Raw genomic sequence first — 18,843 nt, 5'->3', positions numbered from 1 at the left:
GGTTGGGGCGCATGGGGGCGAGTATCGAGTATCGAGTATCGAGGGGCGAGTATCGAGGGCTGAGGGCTGAGGGCTGAGGGGCGAGTGTGATGGAGGCTCGATGGAGGTGAGCAGGTCTGATCTTCCTCGCTACTCGCTACTCGCTACTCGCCCCTCGCAACTCGCCCCTCGCTACTTCCCCCTCAATACCTGCCGCCGGTCTTCATCATGTAGTTGCGCAGCTCGGCGCTCTCCAGGTTGACGCGCATGAGGTTCGAGTGGGTGATGCGGAAGATGGCCCGCATGACCTTGTATACCAGTCTGGGCTGGGTCTCGATGAGGCCTTCGAAGGCTTCGGGCTCCAGCGTCAGCACCAGGCTGTCGGTGTCGGTGCAGAGTGCGGCCTTGCGCGGGGAGCCGTCGATGAAGGCCCGCGTGCCGGCGCATTCGCCGACGCGCATCTGGTAGACCGTTTCCTCCCGACCGTCCACCTCCTTGCAGACGTTGAGCTTGCCGCGGGCCAGTAAGACGAGCGTGCGCCGCTGCTCGCCCTCGTGGACCAGGGTCTCGCCGGCGGGCACGGGCCGAACGCCCATGATCCCGGCGAGGGCCTGGCATTCGTCGGCCGTCAGCTCGGCGCCGAGGGTGGATTGGGACAGGACTTGGGCGATGTCGAGTGCTTGCATGGGCTGCCACCGAGGTCTTGCGCAACGGTGCCGGCTGGCCGCGCCGGCGGGATTCCCGCCAGTCTAGCGCGGGAGTGTGACCGCTGGTGACATGCCGTGGCCGTGGCCGGCCTGTTTGGTCTTGACCCGCGCGGTCAGGCCGTCAGGCAGAACCGCTGGATCAGCCCCCGCAGCATACCGAGCATGGGCTCGATGCGCTCCACCGCTAGGAACTCGTCCGGCTGATGAGCCTGGGCGACGTCGCCCGGGCCGAGCACCATGGTCTCCATGCCGAGCGCGTTGAAGAAGGGCGCCTCGGTGCCGAAGCTCACGGCCTCCGACGCATGGCCGCTGAGTGCCTCGCCGGCGCGGACGATCTCGGCGGTGGCCGGGGTGTCCGCCGGCGGGATGCTCGGAAACAGCGGCTCCACCGTCCATTGCAGACCGCGGGGCTCGGCGGCTTCGGCCACCCGCCGGCGCAGCTCGGAGCGCAGCGTATCCGGCTCCTGGCCGGGCAGCGGGCGGATGTCGATGTGCAGCTCGCATTGGCCGCAGATGCGGTTGAAGTTGTCGCCGCCGTGGATGTGGCCGCAGTTGAGCGTGGGCCAGGCGATGCCAAAGGCCGGGTCGCGGTGCTCGTGGCTCAGCGTATCGCGCCAGCCGAGCAGCGCGGTGAGCACGGCGTGCATGCCCTCGATGGCGTTGTTGCCGAGGCTCGGGTCGCTGGCGTGGCCGCTGCGGCCGATGAGCCGGATGGTCTCGCCCATGACGCCCTTGTGGGCGCGCACCGGCCGCAAGCCGGTGGGCTCGCCGATGACCGCATGGCGGCCCAGCGGGCGGCCGGCGGCCACCAGCGCACGGGCGCCGTGCATGGCGGACTCCTCGTCGGCGGTGGCCAGGATCATCAACGGGTGTTCGAGCTGCCCGGCGTCCAGCCCGCGGGCGGCCTCGATGGCCAGCGCCAGGAAGGACTTCATGTCCGAGGTGCCGAGGCCGTAGAGGCGCCCGCCGTCCTCGGTGAGCGCCAGCGGATCGTGCTGCCACAGGGCCGCGTCATAGGGCACGGTGTCCGAGTGACCGGCGAGCACCAGCCCGCCCGGGCCGCTGCCGAGGGTCGCGAGCAGATTGGCCTTGTCCGGATGTCCCGGTATCTCCAGGAGCTCCACCCTGAAGCCCGCCGCCCGCAGCCAGTCCGCCAGGGGCTCCAGCACCGCCCGGTTGCTCTGGTCCCATGCCGGCTGCACGCTGCTGACGCTGGGCGTGGCGATGAGCTGCTCCAGCATGCGGCGCAGGGGTGGTGCCTCGGTGGCGGGGATCTGGTGCATCGGACTCTCCGGTGGCGAAGTCGGTTTGGCGCAAGGCAAAGCGCTCGGCTGTCCTCGGCAGGCTGCGGGACGAGCCGTGGGCGCCGGCGCCGGTTTTCTGTAGATTGCCACGTTTGTGCGTCGTTCCAGCCCTGACCTTCTCCGCCGCATGTCCTCCGCCGACACCCACCCATCGACCCCGACGCCTGTGCCGAGCCCGGCCGCCCTCGCCGAGGCCCTGGCGCGCTACCGCCCATTGTTCGGGCAGGTGGTGGACGAATGGGACGGCTTCATCGACAGCCTGTGCCGCCCGCTCGGCACCTGCATCTGGAGCCGCCCCGGGCGCTGCGACGGCGCGGTGCCGGCGGCGGTGCTGGCAGCGCAGGGCGTGCCGAGCGCGCCCGTGCCCTGGCTGGCGGACGCCCCCGGCACGGCGCTGATGCTGCCGCCCGGCTTCAAGGCCGGGCAGCACTGGTGGTACTGCGCTGGGCTGGCCCATGCGCAGGAGGCGGTCTCCCAGCTGCCGGTGCTGGCGCTGGACCTGTGCCCCGGCCAGCGGGTGCTGGACCTGTGCGCGGCCCCCGGCGGTAAGACCGCGCAGATCGCGCTGGCACTGGGCAACCGCGGCACGGTGCTGGCCAACGACTTCGCCATGGACCGCATCGCGGCTTTGCAGGGCAACCTGGACCGGCTCGGGGTGGTCAACGTCACCACCAGCCGCTGCGACGGCGGCAACTATCCCGCCGCCGCCGGGCCCTTCGACCGCGTCCTGGTGGACGCCCCTTGCTCCAGCGAGGGCACGCTCAGGCGCAATCCGGGCCTGGTCGCGAAGCTCGGCCCCGAGCGCAGCACGCGGATGGCGGGCCGGCAGCGGGCCCTGCTGCGCAAGGCCGTCCAGCTCTGCCGCCCGGGCGGTCGCATCGTCTACTCCACCTGCACCTTCGCGCCGGAGGAGAACGAGCTGGTGGTGGCGGACATCCTCGCCGAGCAGGACGGCCGGCTCAAGCTGCTTCCGGCGCCCGCGTGGGCAGACCTGCCCGGCTTTGTGGGCGGCCCGGGTATCACGCTCTGGCAGGGTCGGACGCTGCCGGCGGACCTCGCCGGCTGTCTGCGGGTGTGGCCGCACGCGAACGACAGCGGCGGCTTCTTCATCGCCGTGCTGGAGAAGGAGGCCGCCGCGCCGGGACTGCCGGAGCCGGAGCCGCTGGCGCTTGCGCTCGACGACGAGGACGCCGAATGGTGCATCGGCCTGGCCGCGCACTACGGCATCGCCGAGCCCATCGCGGCGCAGTTCCGGGCCCATCGCCAGACCCGCCGCGGCCTGCATCTGGCGGCGCGCGACCACGTGCCGCCGGCGGCGCCCCGTCCCGAGGGTAGCGGGCTCTTTTTCCATCGCACCAACATCCGCCCGCCCAAGCTCACCACCGCCGGCGCGCTGCTGCTGGGTCCGCAGGCGACCCGCCAGGTGCTGGACCTGGATGCAGCCGCCGAGCGCGACGCCTATCTGCGCCGGCAGACGCTGCGGCCGACGCCCGCCCAAACGGCTGCCTGTGGGTCCGGGCAGGTAATCGTCCGCCACCGGGGATACGCGCTTGGCGTCGCCGTGCTGCATCGCTCCGGGGAGCTGGAGAGCCTGTTCCCGCGCAAGTGGAGCGGCTGCACTGCGGCGGTCTGAGCGCCGCCTGGAGACTGGGCACGCGGCGCAGGCTGCTGTGGCGCAGATGCCTTGGGGTCGGGCCGACGACAGGAGGCCAGACAATCAGGCGGTTACAGCCGAGCGCGGTGTCGGGCTTCGTTCCTCAGCCCGACCTACGAAGCTGCGGACAGCCGTCGGTCGCGCACCCCGGCGTAGGTCGGGCCGGGGACAGGAGGCCAGAGAATCAGGTGGTTACGGCCGAGCGCGGTGTCGGGCTTCGTTCCTCAGCCCGACCTACGAAGCTGCGGACAGCCGTCGGTCGCGCACCCCGGCGTAGGTCGGGCCGGGGACAGGAGGCCCGACGAGCAGGCTGCACCGCTCGCCTGCATATTGGGGTCGTCACCGCGCGGTCATCGGCGTCGGTGTCCGCTCGGGTTAGCATAGCGCCCCCCAGCGCACCGACGGTCGGGACCGTCGGCTCCACTGCCGGAGGATCCAGTCATGCCCAAGTCCGATCCATCGCCGCAAGCCGAGCCAGGCACTCCCGAGGTGCCGCTGGTGTGGCGGCCGGTGGGCGATGCCGGCATCAGCGACGACCTCGACGAGCACAACGCGGCGGTGGTGGACGCATTCGCACGCATGATCAAGGCGGGCGAGAAGGATGCCGTCAAGCGCGCCATCAGGCGCTGGCCGCCGCAGCACTTGCTCGCGCTCATCGTGCACCTGCCGCTGAAGCGTGCGCGCAAGCTCTTCGGGTGGCTGGACAAGCTGCAGACCCGTGTGGTGGCGGAGCTGAATCCCGCCTTCCGCTCCGCGCTGCTGGAGGACTGCACGGTGCAGCGCCTGGTGGACGTGCTGGACGGCATGGAGCCGGAGGAGGCCGCCGATCAGCTCGACGACCTGCCGGACGAGGTGGAGGCGCAGGTGCTGCCGCGGCTCAAGGACCGTGGGGCCATCGAGTCGCTGCGCGACTACCGAGAGGAATCCGCCGGCAGCATCATGAGCCGCAAGTTCGTCGCCGTGCCGCCAGACTGGACCGTCGGCCAGGTGACCCACGAGATCCGCGCCAACGCCCGCGCCATCGAGAAGCTCTACGCCGTCTATGTCGTCGACGCCGAGCACCACCCCCTGGGCTACCTGCGCCTGCGCGACCTGCTGCTCTCGCCCAAGGAGGCGCGGGTGGCCGATGTCATGAGCACCGACTTCGTCGCCGTGGGCCCGGACACCGACCAGGAGGAGGTCGCCGCTATCGCGGATCGCTACGAGCTGTCCGTGGTGCCCGTGGTGGACGCCGACGGCCGGCTCATCGGCCGCATCACGCCCAAACAGCTGCGCCGGGTGCTGCGCGAGGAGGCCGAGGAGGACCGCAACCTGATGGCCGGGCTGCCGGCGGACACCCGCCCGGACGAATCCATCGTGCGTATCGTGCGCGGGCGCATCCCCTGGCTGCTCATCGGCCTCGCCGGCGCGAGCCTGTCGGCGACCGTGGTTGGCGCCTTCGAGGACCAGCTGGCCAAGGCCGCGATCCTGGCCAGCTTCATCCCCATCGTCATGTCCATGGCCGGCAACGCGGGCATCCAGGCGAGCACGGTGGCGGTGCAGGGGCTCTCCACCGGCACGGTCAAGTTCGCCGACCTCGGCTGGCGGTTGATGAAGGAGCTGCTGGCGGCGCTCGCCAATGGCGCCATCGCCGCGCTGGTGCTGGTGGCGCTGGTGATCGGCGTCGCCCAGGTGATGGACTTCGATGCGCCCATGGTGCTCGCGGCGGGGGCGGGGCTGTCGCTGCTGACGGTGGTGGTGGTGGCGGTCGCCGTGGGTGCGACCATCCCCATCGTGCTGGACAAGCTCGGCATCGACCCCGCGATGGCCACCGGCGTGTTCATCACCACCGGCAACGACATCCTGTCGGTGATGATCTTTTTCCTGATGATGTCGCTCTTCTACCTGCCGCTGCTGCCGTAGACCGCCCAAAGGCGCATCCCGGCCCCCAAGATTATGGTGACGGTATATGTAATTGGCTGGAGCTGGCGCGCCGCTGCATGCTAGCCTTCACGCCTTTCTGCAACATCCTTGTCCATCGTGTCCGACCCCGAGCTGCTGAACCAGCTACTGCGCCTGCTTACCGAGCTGACGGAGGAGTCCGACGGCTACCTGGAGCGCGAGGACGACTCCCAGCTCTGGTACAACCGCGGCTACGCCAACGGCATGGCCGCCGCGCTGACGGCACTCGGCCATAGCGAGGCCCTCGCCCGCACCGTCGCCCCCGACCCCTACGACCGCGCCCGCGACCAGCAGCACCTGCCCTGGGGCAAGGCCTACGAGCACGGCCGCGAGATGGGGCAGCGCGAGACCTATGAGGTCATGTCGTCATAGAAGGTCGGGCCGACGCCAGGAGGCCCGACAGCCAAGCTGAGACCAAGCCACCCCCATGCCCAGATTCGTCTCCTTCAACATCAACGGCATCCGCAGCCGCCCGCATCAGCTGGAAGCCCTCAAGGCCAAGCACGACCCCGACGTCATCGGCATCCAGGAGTCCAAGGTGGCGGACGAGGCCTTCCCGCTGGAGATGATCCAGGGCCTGGGCTATGAGCCGCATTACCACGGCCAGAAGGGTCACTACGGTGTGGCGCTGCTCAGCAAGGCCGCGCCCGCGGCCGTCTGCAAGGGCTTCCCCACCGACGGCGAGGAGGCGCAGCGCCGCGCCATCACCGGCAAGTTCACCCTGCCGGATGGGGAAGCGGTCACCGTCATCAACGGCTACTTCCCGCAGGGGGAGAGCCGCGACCATCCGGTGAAATTCCCGGGCAAGGAGAAATTCTACGCCGACCTCGGCGCCTATCTGCGCGAGCGCTACCGCCCGGACGAGCCGCTGATCGTCATGGGCGACATGAACGTGGCGCCGCTGGACGCCGACATCGGCATCGGCGAGGACAACGCCAAGCGCTGGCTGCGCACGGGCAAATGCAGCTTCCTGCCGGAGGAGCGGGACTGGCTGCAGTCCATCATGGACTGGGGTCTGATCGACGCCTACCGCGTCCTGCATCCCGAGGTCGCGGACCGCTTCAGCTGGTTCGATTATCGCTCCCGCGGCTTCGAGCGCGAGCCTAAGCGCGGGCTGCGCATCGATTTAATCCTGATCACCGAGCCGCTGCGCGCGCGCCTGCGTGATGCGGGCATCGACTACGACATCCGCGGACTCACGAAGCCGTCGGATCATTGTCCGGTGTGGATCGATTTGGCGTGAGCCTATGCTGAACCCGCGCTCGGGCATCTGCCGTGCGCCTTTGTTACAGGGGACAGGAGCGAGTTTCGAGGAGCGAGGCTCGAGGAAGAGAAGACACATCAGCAGGTTTTTCGCGTCACAAACCGAAAACCGGTGTGCGATGGGTGTACAAGTGCGTTCTGCTCGAGGACTGGGATCCCGGAAATCGGCGCGCCGCCCGGGGCTTCAGACGGCGTCGTCGACGACGCTGCGCAGGCGCACGGTCTCCGGCTTGCCCAGGAACTTGGGGTCGCGGCCGATGACGATGTCCAGTACGGCGGCGACGCGGGCGAGGACCTCCCGAGCGCGGACCTTGAGCAGGCTCTGCTCCGCGGGGTCCGCTGCGGCGAGAGCGCTGGCATCCAGCCCGAAGTGCCGAGCCAGGAAGATGGCTCGCTCGGCGTGGAAGCGCTGGCTGACGATGATGACCTGCTGCTGCCCGAAGACCTCTTTGGCGCGGATCACCGAGTCCAGGGTGCGGAAGCCCGCATAGTCCAGGGTGATGAACTGCGCCGGCACGCCGGCGGCGATGAGGTCCTTCTGCATGGCAATGGGCTCGTTGTACCAGCGGGTGGCATTGTCGCCGCTCACGAGGATGCCCTGCACCTTGCCGCTGTGAAACAGGGCCGCCGCCGCCTCGATGCGGGCGCGGTAGAACTGGTTCGGCCGACCAGCGACAGTGCGCTGCGCGGTGCCGAGCAGGAGTGCTACGGGCTTCGGCTCGACTTGATCCACGCCGCTGGCGATGGCGTCCGCCGTGCTCGCCGTCACCATGGCATCGATGGCCGCTGGCACCGCCGCAGCCAGCGTCAGGAGACCGGCCGCGGCCAGCGCCGCGAGCCGCCGGCGCTTGTGGCGGCGTCGCGCAGCGGGCGCGGGTGCGTCGCCGCCCGACGGCGGAGGCAGGGCTGGCTGCGAGCTCTGATAACCGCCGGTGTCTGGCGGCGCTTCGGCGGCGGCCGGTAGTGTGTGGGACGAATCAGACACGGTGGATGTCCTTGTCTCGCCGACACTTGTCGGACGTTGCCCGATTGTAGGCACAAACGCGCCATGCTTTTCCACCCCAAGACATACGGCGCGCGACCGGTCGAGCCGAAATCCTGACCCATGTTATAGAGTGCGGCCGGACCGGGCCGGGCCGGGCCGGCGAGCGCCGCGCCGCGGGCTGGCGATCCGACTCGTCGTCCCGATCTTCTAGCGCTGTATGCGCTCGCCGCCGCCCGTGCCGCGGCTGCCTGCGACTCCCGACCCCTGAGCTCGACCCCCGACCCATGCCTGACATCGCGCCCATCCGCTACTGCGTCACCCCGGCCCGCCCGGCCGCCCACGTCTTTGCCGTCGATCTCAGCATTCCGGACACCGGCGGCGAGCCGGCGACGCTGACGTTGTCGCTGCCGGCCTGGATTCCCGGCAGCTACATGATCCGCGACTTCGCCCGCAACATCCTGCACATCAGCGCCGAGCGCGACGGTAAGCCGGTGCAGCTCGAGAAGCTGGACAAGCAGACCTGGCAGGCGCCCGCCGGCAGCGGCACTCTCCACATCCACTACGAGGTCTACGCCTGGGAGCTCACGGTACGCTCGGCGCACCTGGACCGCACCCATGGCTACTTCAATGGCCCGAGCCTGTTCCTGCGCGTGCACGGGCGCGATCACGCGCCCTGCCGGGTCGAGCTGCGACCGCCGCTGGACGCCGAGTGCGGGGATTGGAGCGTCGCCACCAGCCTGGCCCGGGACGGCGCCGAGCGCTGGGCCTTCGGGAGCTATCGCGCCCGGGACTATGACGACCTCATCGACCACCCGGTGGAGATGGGTCGGTTCGATGTCATCGCCTTCAAGGTCCGTGATATCCCGCATTGGATGGCCGTGAGCGGCCGCCATCGGGCGGATCTGACCCGCATCGCCGCGGACCTCGTGCCCATCTGCGAGGAGCACGCGGCGCTGTTCGGCGAGCTGCCGGCGGACCGCTATCTGTTTCTGACCCAGGTGGTGGGTGACGGCTACGGCGGCCTGGAGCACAAGTACTCCTCCAGCCTGCTGTGCAGCCGCGACGACCTGCCGGCACCGCCCGGCGATACGGCGCCCAAGTCGGATGCGGCCCATGCCGACGGCGACTACCGTAAGTTCCTCGGGCTTTGCAGCCACGAGTACTTCCACCTCTGGAACGTCAAGCGCATCCGCCCGGCGGCCTTTGTCGAGGGCGGCCTCGAGCGCGAGGTGCACACCCGCCTGCTCTGGGCCTTCGAGGGCATCACCTCCTACTACGACGACCTGGCGCTGGTGCGCAGCGGGCGGATCGACGCCAAGGGCTACCTGGAGCTGCTGGCCGAGACCGTCACCAAGGTGATGCGCAACCCGGGCCGGCTGCGCCAGAGCGTCGCCGAGTCCAGCTTCGACGCCTGGACCAAGTTCTACAAACAGGACGAGAATGCACCCAACGCCATCGTCAGCTACTACGGCAAGGGGGCGCTCACGGCGCTGGCGCTGGATCTCACCATCCGCCGCGACACCGCGGGGCGCCGCTCGCTGGACGACGTCATGCGCGCGATGTGGGAGCGCTACGGCGAGCGCGCCGACCGCAGCGGCGCCGGCGTGCCGGAGCACGGCATCGAGGCCCTGGTAGCAGAGGTCGCCGGTCTGGACCTGTCGGACTTCTTCGACCAAGCCTTGGACGGCACCGAGGATCTGGACCTGGCGGGGCTGCTCGCCACTGTCGGTGTGGACATGCGCCTGCGCCCGAGCAAGGGGCCGAAGGACTTCGGCAACGTGGCGGATGAGCTCGCGCCCGTCGAGCCGGTGAGCGATGTCGGCCTCCGGCTCGCCCCGGGTGGCAAGGCCAAGGTAGGCGTGGTGCTAGACGCACGCCCGGCGCAGCGCGCCGGGCTGGCGGCGGGCGATGTCATCATCGCCGTCGACGGCCTCAAGGTGGACGGTCACAGCGCCGGCAAGCGCCTGCGCGCCCTGCCCATCGGCCGCGCGGTGCAGGTGCATGCCTTTCGCCGGGACGAGCTGATGACCTTCCAGCTGACACCGGCGGCGGCGCCGGCGGATGTCTGCGAGCTGCGATTGGACGACCGTGCGCCGGCGGATGTGCTGGCGCAGCGCCGGGATTGGCTCGCGAGCGTGGTCGGCGCCTGAGTCCACTGGCAGAAGAGCAGCGTAAGTCGGCGCTTACCATGGAAACCGGTGCGTCCCGCCGGCGCGAGATCCTACACCTGCTGGCCGACGGCGGGCTGTACTCCGGCGCCGAGGTGGCCGCCCGCCTGGGTATCAGCCGGGCCGCCGTCTGGAAGACCCTGCGCCGGGCCGCCGACGAGCTGGGACTGGAGATCGAGAGCCGGCGTGGACGCGGCTACCGGCTGCGCCGGCCACTGGAGCTGCTGGAAGCCGCCCGAATTCGTGCGGCGCTGTCGAAGACGGCCGGCGCTCGGGTCGCGGGCATCGAGGTGCTGGAGGTCGTCGACTCAACCAACACCCGGCTGATGCAGTGCGCCGCAGACGGCGGTGCCTGCGGGTCCGTTTGTCTCGCCGAGCGCCAGCGCGCGGGCCGGGGGCGATCGGGCCGCGGCTGGGTCTCCCCCTTCGGCGCCAATATCTATCTGTCCGTGCTCTGGCGCTATACCCTCGCGCCGGCGGAGCTCGGCGGGCTCAGCCTCGCCTGTGGGGTGGCGGTGGCGCGTGTGCTCAAGTCCAGCGGCATCGCGGAGATCGGCCTCAAATGGCCCAACGATCTGCATTGGCGCCGCCGCAAGCTGGGGGGCCTGCTGCTGGAGGTGGCCGGCGAGTCCCAGGGGCCGAGCCATGTGGTGGTGGGCCTCGGCGTGAATCTACACCTCAGCGCGGAGCAGGCCCGGGACATCGATCAGCCCTGGAGCGACCTCACCACCGCACTCGGGGATGCCGCGCCCAAGCGCAATGCCCTGGCGGCGCGGCTCATCGAGGGGCTCGTCGACGCGCTCGCGGACTACGGGGATGCCGGACTCGCGCCTTTCCTCGCGGACTGGCACGCCTTCGACGCCTATTTGGGCGAGTCCGTGGAGGTGGTGACGGGGGAGCGGCGCGTGGCCGGCATCGCCGCCGGCGTCGCCGGCGACGGGGGTCTGCTGCTGGACACCGCCGCGGGACGCCAATGTTTCCATGGCGGCGAGGTCAGTCTTCGGCCCGGCGCTGCCGGCACCAAACAGAAAGGCGATTTCACCACGAAGGCCACGAAGCAAGGCAAATAAAATCCGCCAGCAAGAATGAGCACTGGCGCTCCTTCCCGGCTCGGCGGGGTGATGCTCGAGGGGGTGATGCTCAAGGGGGTGATGCAGGGCGCTTCGCCGGTGTTCCGAAAATTGGTGCTCTTGATGTCATTCGGGGTCCAGCGACAGGGCCCGGGCTCATGGCTTGTCGGGCTCGGCGATCTCGGTGGCGGTCTCGGGTGCTTCACCCGCCGCCGGCGCGCCACTGGTCGAGGTTGCCATGGGGTCCGGCGTTGTGGCGACGTCGCCGTCGCCCAGTGTTTCCAGCGCGTCCGGGTCGGCATCCGGCAGCTCGTCGAGGTTGGCCTGGCGCATGGCGTCGAGGTCCCCGGCGGCGACGGCGTCCGGGGATTCGCCGGCGCTGCCGTCGCATCTGCTGTTGAAGCAGATATCGAGCTGGCGGACGACACAGCCGGTGGCGGGGATGTTGGCGTCGGGCGCCGGGTGCTCGTCCAGGACGAGCTTCATGAAGGCGTCGTTGGAAATGTCGCCGCGGTAGAGACGGGCGGTGAGCTGACGGAAGGTGGTGTCGCTGTCCATCAGCTCGGCGACGGACTGTCCGCCCACCATCCGGTCGCCGCAATGCTTGCGCACCAGGGACTGAAAGCCCTCCTTCGTGGGCCCGCCGAAGGGGTTGCCGATGCTCTCGCGCAGGGCGCCCTGCATGGGATTGTCGGCGGCGCAGCCGGCGAGCAGCAGCATCAGCAGGGCTGCGGCCGGCGCCGCCATCCTTCGGGCTCGACTGGTGTAGACCCGAGCGGTGTGACGCGGCGGGCGGCCCCCGCTGTTGGGGCGGTCGATGACGGGGCGGAGAGTGCGGTTGTACGGCATCGGCTGGTCCGTTTGCGGGTCTGAATCAAGGGCCGGTCCTGAAGGGGCTCCGGCGGCTTTGCGGTGGTGTAACGGCGCCGCAGCGGGAGTGCGGTGCGATTGCCCGAGACGGCACCGCCGGCTACTGGGCACGCATCATCATGGGCTTGTGGCCGTTCTGTTGCAGCTTGGCGCGGACCGAGTTGGCCTCGGACTTGGCGTAGGCGCCGGTGCGCACCCGATGATAGGTCTGACCGCTGTCGATGGTGACCGTCTGGACGGAGGTCTGAATGCCGAGCAGCGCCAGCTGTGCCTTGAGCTTCTCGGCGTCGCCGCTGCGCCGGAAGGAGCCCACCTGCAGCAGATAGCTGTTGCCGGTGGTGCTCGGGGCCGGCTCCGGCGCCGGTCTGGTCTCGGCCTTGGCCGTCTGCTCGGGCGCCGTAGGCGATTGCTGCGACGGCAGCGGCACAGGCTCCGGCTCGCGCTCGGCGGGCACCACGACTTCTTCTCTGGGCAGCATTTCGTAGAAGTCGAACTTGGGCTTGGGCTTGGGCTCGGCGGGCTGCTCGTCCTGCGGTACGGCGGCGGTGGCGGGCTCGCCGGTGCCCGTCGGCTCGTGATACAGCCAGGCGGCGCCGACGCCGAAGGCGCCCACCAAGCCGCCCGCCAAGAACCAGAAGGCGCAGGTGCCGCGGGGCTCCTTGCGGCGGCGCGGGGGCGGAGAGCCCTTGCGATAGTCTCGGGTCATGCGGCTGTCTCGATCACATGCGCTCCGGCGCGGAGACGCCGAGCAGATTCAGCCCATTGCGCAGCACCTGACGCACGGCCAGGATCAGCTGCACGCGGGCATCACGCAGCTCCGCGTCGTCCACCAGGAATTGATGGGCGTTGTAATAGGTGTGAAAGTCGTTGGCCAGCCCGCGCAAGTAGTGCGTGAGCTGGTGCGGCTCCTCGGTGAGGGCGGCAGCCTCCACGGCCTCCGGCCAGCGCGCCAGGGTCTTGAGCAGGGCGATCTCGTGGCCCTCGGTGAGGCGCTCCAGCTTGCCGTGGCCCGGTACGGGCGTCAGATCCAAGGCAATGCCCCGCTCGGCCGCCTGGTGCAGCACGCTGGCGACACGGGCATGGGCATACTGGACATAGTAGACGGGATTGTCGGCGCTGCGGCTCTTGGCCAGATCCAGGTCGAAATCCATGTGCTGCTCGCACCGGCGCATGACATAGAAGAATCGCGCGGCATCCCGGCCCACCTCTTTGCGCAGCTCCCGCAGGGTCACGAACTCACCGGAGCGCGTGGACATCTGCATCTTCTCGCCGCCGCGGTAGAGCACCGCAAACTGCACCAGCAGCACGTCCAGGCGGCGCGGGTCGTCACCAAGCGCCGACAGCGCCGCCTTCACCCGCGGCACATAACCGTGGTGGTCGGCGCCCCAGACATCGATGACGCGGGTGAAGCCGCGCTCCACCTTGTCCATGTGGTAGGCGATATCAGAGGCGAAATACGTCGTCTGGCCGTTCTCGCGCACCAGCACCCGGTCTTTGTCATCGCCGAAGGCGGTGGAGCGAAACCAGAGCGCCCCGGTCTGCTCGTAGACATGGCCCGCCTCGCGCAGGCGCTCGATGGCGCGGTTGACGGCGCCGGACTCTACTAGCGAGCGCTCCGAGAACCACTCCTGGTAGGTAATGCCGAGCTCTGCGAGGTCGGCGCGGATGTCGTCGAGGATGGTATTGAGCCCGAGCTCGAAGACCAAGCGGTAGCGGTTGTCGCCGAGCAGGCGCTTGGCCGCCGCGGTGAGGGCGTCGATGTGCGCCTCTTTGTCGCCGCCGTCGCCGGGGGTGAGCTCGTCCGGCGGCAGGCCTTCGCGGACGGTGTCGGCAGCCACGCGGTAGTCGTCGCCGTGCTCACGGTGGAGGCTCGCGGCGATGTCCCAGACGTAGTCGCCCTTGTAGCCGTTGGATGGGAAGTCCAGCGCTTCGCCGCAAAGCTCCAGGTAGCGCAGCCACACCGAGGTGGCCAGGATGTCCATCTGGCGGCCGGCGTCGTTGACGTAGTACTCGCGATGCACGTCGAAGCCGACATAGGCCAGCAGATCCGCCACCGCGGCCCCGTAGGCGGCGCCGCGGCCATGGCCGACGTGCAGCGGGCCCGTCGGGTTGGCGGAGACGAACTCCACCTGCACGCGCTTGCCGGCGCCGAGCCGGGAGCGCCCGTAGTCCGGGCCGGCGCGCAGGATCTCGGGCACCAGGGCCCGGTAGGCGGCCTCGGCGATGCGGAAGTTGATGAAGCCGGGCCCGGCGATCTCCACCGCCGCGACGGCCGCAGACGCCGGCAGCGCCGAGACGATGCGCTCGGCGAGATCCCGCGGCTTCATGCGCGCCTGCTTGGCCAGCACCATGGCGGCATTGCTGGCGAAATCGCCGTGCGCAGGGTCGCGGGCGCGCTCCACCTGCGGCGGCTGCGCCGGCAGCTCGGCAAGCACGCCCGCGGCGCGCAGGGCCTCCAGGGCCTGTTGCAGGGTGTGCTGGATCTCGGACTTCATGCGGCTCGGCTCGTCGCTTAGGGCGGTTTCAGGGGCTGCCGGCAGTGGGCCGAACGGCCCGCGCTTTAAGCCCGCAAGGATACCGGAAAGGTGCTTTGAGGGTCTGCACCGCTCAGAGGCTTTCCTGCGGGTCGACGTCGACGCTCCAGCGCAGCTCGCGCGGCGCCTTGAGCGCGCGCAACGCCGGCAGCAGCGGCGCGAGCACGCCCTGGAGCAGGGCGCGGGTGGGCGCCTGCAGCAGGAGCTGGGCGCGGATGCGCCCGGCCCGGCGCTCCATCTGTGCCGGCGCCGGGCCCCAGAACTCGACGTCCTGCGGTGCCAGGGGCCGCGCCGCCGCCAGCGCCTGGAGCAGAAAATCCAGCGCCGCCTGCTCCTTGGGACTGTCCGCCCGCAGCATGGCTTGGTGGCTGAAAGGGGGCAGGTTGGCCTCCTCGCGCTCGGCCAGGGCGGCGGTGGCAAAGGCGCCGTAGCCGTCGCGCAGCAGCAGCTGCAGCATCGGGTGCTGGGGGTGGCGCGTCTGCAGCAGCACGGTGCCCGGGCGCTCGGCGCGCCCGGCGCGGCCCGCCACCTGCACCAGCAGCTGCGCCATGCGCTCGGTGGCGCGGAAATCGCTGCCGTAGAGGCCGTGGTCCAGGTCCAGGATGCCCACCAGGGTGACGCCCGGCAGGTGATGGCCCTTGGCGAGCATCTGGGTGCCCAGCAGAATGCGGTGCTCGCCGCGGGCTGCCGCCGTCAGCAGCCGCTCCAGCTCGCCGCGCCGGCGGGTGCTGTCGCGGTCGATGCGCGCCAGCGGCAGGCCCGGGAAGCGCTGGCGCAGGGTGTCTTCGACCCGCTCGGTGCCTTGGCCGAGCGGGCGCAGGTCCGGCGATGCGCAATAGGGGCATTGCACCGGCTGGCGGTGCTCCAGGCCGCAATGGTGGCAGACGAGAATGGCGCGGCCGCGGTGCAGGGTCATGCGGGCATCGCAGCGGGTGCACTCGCTCACCCAGCCGCAGTCGTGGCAGGTGAGCACGGGCGAGAAGCCGCGGCGGTTCAGGAACAACAGCACCTGGTTGCCGGCGTCGATCTCGCGCTCCATGCGCGTGAGCAGCGCATGGCTGAGACCCGTCTCCAGCGGTTGGGCGCGGATGTCCGCCAGCAGGATCTCCGGGTCCACGGCGCGGCCGGCGCGCTCGGGCAGGCGTAGGTGGCGGTAGCGCCCGTTGCGGGCGTTGTGCAGGGTCTCCAGTGCCGGCGTGGCCGAGCCCAGCACCACGGGACAGCCCGCCTGCTGGGCGCGGCGCACGGCAAGGTCCCGGGCGGAGTAGCGAAACCCCTCCTGCTGCTTCAGCGACAGGTCGTGCTCCTCGTCGACGATGACCAGCCCCAGCTGCGGCAGTGGCGTGAACACAGCCGAGCGGGTGCCGAGCAGCAGCCGGGCCTCGCCGCCGGCGGCGGCGCGCCAGGCGCGCTCGCGGTCCGTATCGGCGAGGCCCGAGTGCAGCACCGCCATGGGGGCCGGCACGCGGCGGGCGAAGCGCTTGCGCAGCTGCGGCGTGAGTCCGATTTCCGGCACCAGCACCAGCACCTGGCGGCCGGCGTCCAGCACACGGGCGATGAGCCGCAGATAGACCTCGGTCTTGCCGCTGCCGGTGACGCCGTCGAGCAGGAAACAGCCGAAGCCTTGGCTCGCGGCGACCACCGCTTCTGCATCCGCCTGATGCTCGTTCAGCGATGGGGGCGGCTCGGGCTGGGGCAGTTGGGTGACAGCCGCCGCAGCGGGTGCGTCGAGCCGGCAGCGCTCCACCAGGCCCCGCGCGGCGAGCGCGCGCAAGGGTCCGGAGCAGTCGCCAAGCGCGGTCCGCACGGCGGCATCCGTCAGCCCCTGCGGGGCGGCGGTGAGCAGCGCTAGCACCGCACCCTGGCGCGGTGCACGGCGCAAATCGGGCGGCTCGGCAACAGCGCCGGCGCGCACGCGCCAGCCGAGGGGGCGGTCGTCGAGCAATGGCTGTGCGCGGCGCAGGCGCGCAGGCAAGGCGCCGAACAGTGCCTCGCCCGGGTCTCCCCGGTAGTACTCGCTCGCCCAGAGCAGGAAGCTGAGGTCCGCCGGGGTCAGCAGGGGGGTCGGGTCCAGGACCGTCGCGATGCGCTTGAGCCGTGCCGAGGGCAGGTCGGTGGGCTGGTTGACGGCCGCGATCATGCCTACGCGCTGCCCGCGCCCCAAGGGCACCAGCACCCGCATGCCCGGACTGACATTACCGGAGGCGGGGCGGAGATAGTCCAGCAGCTCCCCGACAGGCGCTGCGACGGCGACGCGGACCACGGAAGGCATTTGCGCGGATGGCTCTGGATTGGCAGCGGGCATGCGGCGCTTGGGCGCCAGGGGCCGAGCTGAGGGGTTGACACAGCTCAAAAGCGCTTGCGGTGGCCGTGCTGTGCGCTTTTCAACAGCTGTTGTGGATAACTTGGTGGATAAGCCGTTGGGACCAGCGGCGACCGTGCGCCACCGTTACGATTCCGTGAGATTGGCCAAGAATTGGCCAGTGATTTAGAGTCTAATAAAAACAATGACTTATAATATTTCAGCGATTACTGATTGAGATCAAGGGTCGTCTGGCGGGCCATTGCGCGCGCCGTCGTGCGCTTGTGCAAAACCTGACAAGGATGCCGCGGTCATGGGCTTGGGCTGGCTTGGGCTGGCTTGGAGCCGGCTTTGGGGGGCGCAGGTTGACTCGAATACTGGCAACCATCTTGCACAAGGCGTTGCAACGCGCCGCCGGGTCTGTATTATGCTCGCCAACTCCTGACCGGTGTCGAGTCATGGTGTCTCTTAGCCAACAGGTTCTGCGCACTCAGATCTTGCGCACTGACTTGGCGGGCATGCCGCTGGAGTGGGTGGATTACAAAGCAGCGGCGCGGCTCTACTTCCTCGGTCAGGTCGCTTACGCCTGCGGTAATCCCTTGATGCTGCTGCGCGGCGGCATCAACGCCCAGACGCGCTGCCGCAGCAGTCTGCAGATCCATAGCATCATTGCGACGCATGGCACCCACCACGCGCTGAGCAAGCTGCGTGAGGACTACGTGCCGCCGCTGTCCAACCGCACGCTGTTTCAGCGCGACGACCACCTGTGCATGTACTGCGGCGGGCGCTTTTCCTCCCGGCATCTCTCCCGCGACCATGTCCGCCCCATCAGCGGCGGCGGCGCGGATGTCTGGACCAACGTCGTCACCGCCTGCGTGCGCTGCAACAACTTCAAGGCCGGGCGCACGCCCGAAGCGGCGGGCATGGAGCTGCTCGCGGTGCCCTTCACCCCCACCCATGCCGAGTACATCTACCTGATGGGTCGGCATGTGCTGGCGGACCAAATGGAGTTCCTACGGGCGCATTTTCCGCGCACGTCGCCGCTGCTGCGTCGCTTGCCGACGGGCTGACCGCCCCTGCCACGCCACCGCCGGGCGCCGCTGCGTGCGGCGGTGGACATCCATCGCACCGACAGCCTGCATCATGACAGACTGGTCCGAGATCGCCACGCAGATCGCCGCGGCCAGCGGCGAGCCGTTCGACCCGAAGCAGCCGCGCCAGGTCGGCGGCGGCTGTATCAATGCCGCCGCCGTGCTCGCCGACGGCGACCGGCGGTGGTTCGTGAAGCTGAATGACGCCTCGCGCCTGGACATGTTCGAGGCGGAGTACGACGGCCTCGCGGCCATGGCGGCTACCGACAGCATTCGGGTGCCGCGGCCGCTGTGCTGCGGCACAGGCGGTCGGCAGGCCTTCATCGCCATGGAGTACATCCCCTTGGGCGGCAGCGGCGGCGCAACCACCGCCCGCGCCGGGGAGGAGCTTGCGGCCATGCATCGCAGCACCGCCGACACCTTTGGCTGGCACCGGGACAACACCATCGGCTCGACCCCGCAGCCCAACCAGCGCGATGCGCACTGGGTGCGATTCTGGTGCGAGCATCGGCTTGGCTTTCAGCTGGAGCTCGCTGCGCGCAACGGCTACGGCGGCCGCCTGCAAGAGCGCGGCGCGCGCCTGCTGGAGCAGATCGGTGCGCTGCTGGATCATGCCCCGGCACCCTCGCTGCTGCACGGGGATCTGTGGGGCGGCAATTTCAGCGGCGACGACCAAGGCAACCCGGTCATCTTCGATCCCGCCTGCTATTACGGCGACCGCGAAGCGGATGTCGCCATGACCGAGCTCTTCGGCGGCTTCGGCAGTCGTTTCTACGCCGCCTACAACGCCGCCTGGCCCTTGGATGCGGGCTACGAGACGCGCAAAACCCTCTACAACCTCTACCACATCCTGAACCACCTCAATCTCTTCGGCGGGGGCTACGGCGGCCAAGCCGAGCGCATGATGGACCGGCTGCTAGCGGCTGTGGGCTGAGCACCGGGGGGCGCGGCGGTCCCCGTATTCCGTGCAGGTTA

Annotated in this window: 15 protein-coding genes; 8 read left to right on the top strand and 7 right to left on the bottom strand. The window is 69.9% G+C overall.

Annotation, left to right across the window (positions count from 1 at the left end):
- Positions 1-182: 182 nt before the first annotated feature.
- Both CKO31_RS10195 and argE read right to left on the bottom strand, forming a co-directional pair.
- Positions 183-665 (bottom strand): Crp/Fnr family transcriptional regulator, encoded by a 483-nt coding sequence (locus tag CKO31_RS10195; RefSeq protein ID WP_200236660.1) that lies wholly within the window; start codon positions 663-665, stop codon positions 183-185.
- Positions 666-799: 134 nt separating this feature from the next.
- The gene (gene argE / locus CKO31_RS10190; protein WP_200236657.1) at positions 800-1,969 is read right to left on the bottom strand and encodes an acetylornithine deacetylase; all 1,170 of its coding nucleotides are present in this window, start codon (positions 1,967-1,969) and stop codon (positions 800-802) included.
- Between the two features lie 148 nt (positions 1,970-2,117).
- Between argE and CKO31_RS10185 the strand changes: the two genes are divergently transcribed.
- From CKO31_RS10185 to xthA, 4 genes are all read left to right on the top strand, one after another.
- A complete protein-coding gene (locus CKO31_RS10185; RefSeq protein WP_200236654.1) occupies positions 2,118-3,623 on the top strand; it encodes an RsmB/NOP family class I SAM-dependent RNA methyltransferase in 1,506 nt (501 codons plus the stop codon).
- A gap of 462 nt (positions 3,624-4,085) precedes the next feature.
- Entirely contained in the window at positions 4,086-5,546 is a 1,461-nt protein-coding gene (mgtE, locus tag CKO31_RS10180; RefSeq protein WP_200236651.1) for a magnesium transporter, read from the top strand.
- 108 nt (positions 5,547-5,654) lie between these two features.
- Entirely contained in the window at positions 5,655-5,957 is a 303-nt protein-coding gene (locus tag CKO31_RS10175) for a hypothetical protein (protein WP_200236648.1), read from the top strand.
- A 55-nt stretch (positions 5,958-6,012) separates the two neighbouring features.
- Positions 6,013-6,828 carry an exodeoxyribonuclease III gene (xthA, locus tag CKO31_RS10170; RefSeq protein ID WP_200236645.1) on the top strand — a complete coding sequence of 272 codons (816 nt, stop codon included), beginning with the start codon at positions 6,013-6,015 and terminating at the stop codon, positions 6,826-6,828.
- 204 nt (positions 6,829-7,032) lie between these two features.
- Here xthA and CKO31_RS10165 read toward each other — a convergent pair whose 3' ends face one another.
- Positions 7,033-7,833 (bottom strand): SanA/YdcF family protein, encoded by an 801-nt coding sequence (locus CKO31_RS10165; protein WP_200236642.1) that lies wholly within the window; start codon positions 7,831-7,833, stop codon positions 7,033-7,035.
- A 284-nt stretch (positions 7,834-8,117) separates the two neighbouring features.
- On the opposite strand from CKO31_RS10165, the gene CKO31_RS10160 reads away from it, so the two are divergent.
- Together CKO31_RS10160 and birA are read left to right on the top strand one after the other, a co-directional pair.
- Positions 8,118-9,983, top strand: a complete 1,866-nt coding sequence (locus CKO31_RS10160) for a M61 family metallopeptidase (RefSeq protein ID WP_200236639.1) — start codon at positions 8,118-8,120, stop codon at positions 9,981-9,983.
- A 38-nt stretch (positions 9,984-10,021) separates the two neighbouring features.
- Positions 10,022-11,071, top strand: coding sequence for a bifunctional biotin--[acetyl-CoA-carboxylase] ligase/biotin operon repressor BirA (gene birA, locus CKO31_RS10155; RefSeq protein WP_200236636.1), 1,050 nt, complete (start codon positions 10,022-10,024; stop codon positions 11,069-11,071).
- 156 nt (positions 11,072-11,227) lie between these two features.
- Here birA and CKO31_RS10150 read toward each other — a convergent pair whose 3' ends face one another.
- The 4 genes from CKO31_RS10150 to CKO31_RS10135 form a co-directional block, all read right to left on the bottom strand.
- Positions 11,228-11,818 (bottom strand): hypothetical protein, encoded by a 591-nt coding sequence (locus CKO31_RS10150; protein WP_200236634.1) that lies wholly within the window; start codon positions 11,816-11,818, stop codon positions 11,228-11,230.
- 223 nt (positions 11,819-12,041) lie between these two features.
- Positions 12,042-12,647: an SPOR domain-containing protein gene (locus CKO31_RS10145; protein ID WP_200236631.1), complete on the bottom strand. Its 606-nt coding sequence runs from the start codon at positions 12,645-12,647 to the stop codon at positions 12,042-12,044.
- Between the two features lie 13 nt (positions 12,648-12,660).
- Positions 12,661-14,436, bottom strand: a complete 1,776-nt coding sequence (gene argS / locus CKO31_RS10140) for an arginine--tRNA ligase (protein ID WP_200236629.1) — start codon at positions 14,434-14,436, stop codon at positions 12,661-12,663.
- Positions 14,437-14,548: 112 nt separating this feature from the next.
- Positions 14,549-16,747 carry a primosomal protein N' gene (locus tag CKO31_RS10135; protein ID WP_200236626.1) on the bottom strand — a complete coding sequence of 733 codons (2,199 nt, stop codon included), beginning with the start codon at positions 16,745-16,747 and terminating at the stop codon, positions 14,549-14,551.
- A gap of 488 nt (positions 16,748-17,235) precedes the next feature.
- Here CKO31_RS10135 and CKO31_RS10130 point away from each other — a divergent pair, with 488 nt between their 5' ends.
- Entirely contained in the window at positions 17,236-17,847 is a 612-nt protein-coding gene (locus tag CKO31_RS10130) for an HNH endonuclease (protein WP_200236623.1), read from the top strand.
- 73 nt (positions 17,848-17,920) lie between these two features.
- Positions 17,921-18,802 carry a fructosamine kinase family protein gene (locus CKO31_RS10125; protein WP_200236621.1) on the top strand — a complete coding sequence of 294 codons (882 nt, stop codon included), beginning with the start codon at positions 17,921-17,923 and terminating at the stop codon, positions 18,800-18,802.
- The last annotated feature ends 41 nt before the right edge of the window (positions 18,803-18,843 follow it).

This window comes from Thiohalocapsa halophila (assembly GCF_016583825.1).
Classification (GTDB): Bacteria; Pseudomonadota; Gammaproteobacteria; order Chromatiales; family Chromatiaceae; genus Thiohalocapsa; species Thiohalocapsa halophila.
This window is presented reverse-complemented; position numbering and strand designations above follow the sequence as displayed.

What these genes read in the sequence shown, in the direction of transcription:
- argS (WP_200236629.1), bottom strand. Translation starts at nt 14,436, where the DNA reads ATGAAGTCCGAGATCCAGCACACCCTGCAACAGGCCCTGGAGGCCCTG.
- xthA (WP_200236645.1), top strand. Translation starts at nt 6,013, where the DNA reads ATGCCCAGATTCGTCTCCTTCAACATCAACGGCATCCGCAGCCGCCCG.
- CKO31_RS10160 (WP_200236639.1), top strand. Translation starts at nt 8,118, where the DNA reads ATGCCTGACATCGCGCCCATCCGCTACTGCGTCACCCCGGCCCGCCCG.
- CKO31_RS10135 (WP_200236626.1), bottom strand. Translation starts at nt 16,747, where the DNA reads ATGCCTTCCGTGGTCCGCGTCGCCGTCGCAGCGCCTGTCGGGGAGCTG.
- CKO31_RS10150 (WP_200236634.1), bottom strand. Translation starts at nt 11,818, where the DNA reads ATGGCGGCGCCGGCCGCAGCCCTGCTGATGCTGCTGCTCGCCGGCTGC.
- CKO31_RS10195 (WP_200236660.1), bottom strand. Translation starts at nt 665, where the DNA reads ATGCAAGCACTCGACATCGCCCAAGTCCTGTCCCAATCCACCCTCGGC.
- CKO31_RS10130 (WP_200236623.1), top strand. Translation starts at nt 17,236, where the DNA reads ATGGTGTCTCTTAGCCAACAGGTTCTGCGCACTCAGATCTTGCGCACT.
- birA (WP_200236636.1), top strand. Translation starts at nt 10,022, where the DNA reads ATGGAAACCGGTGCGTCCCGCCGGCGCGAGATCCTACACCTGCTGGCC.
- mgtE (WP_200236651.1), top strand. Translation starts at nt 4,086, where the DNA reads ATGCCCAAGTCCGATCCATCGCCGCAAGCCGAGCCAGGCACTCCCGAG.
- CKO31_RS10185 (WP_200236654.1), top strand. Translation starts at nt 2,118, where the DNA reads ATGTCCTCCGCCGACACCCACCCATCGACCCCGACGCCTGTGCCGAGC.
- CKO31_RS10145 (WP_200236631.1), bottom strand. Translation starts at nt 12,647, where the DNA reads ATGACCCGAGACTATCGCAAGGGCTCTCCGCCCCCGCGCCGCCGCAAG.
- CKO31_RS10125 (WP_200236621.1), top strand. Translation starts at nt 17,921, where the DNA reads ATGACAGACTGGTCCGAGATCGCCACGCAGATCGCCGCGGCCAGCGGC.
- argE (WP_200236657.1), bottom strand. Translation starts at nt 1,969, where the DNA reads ATGCACCAGATCCCCGCCACCGAGGCACCACCCCTGCGCCGCATGCTG.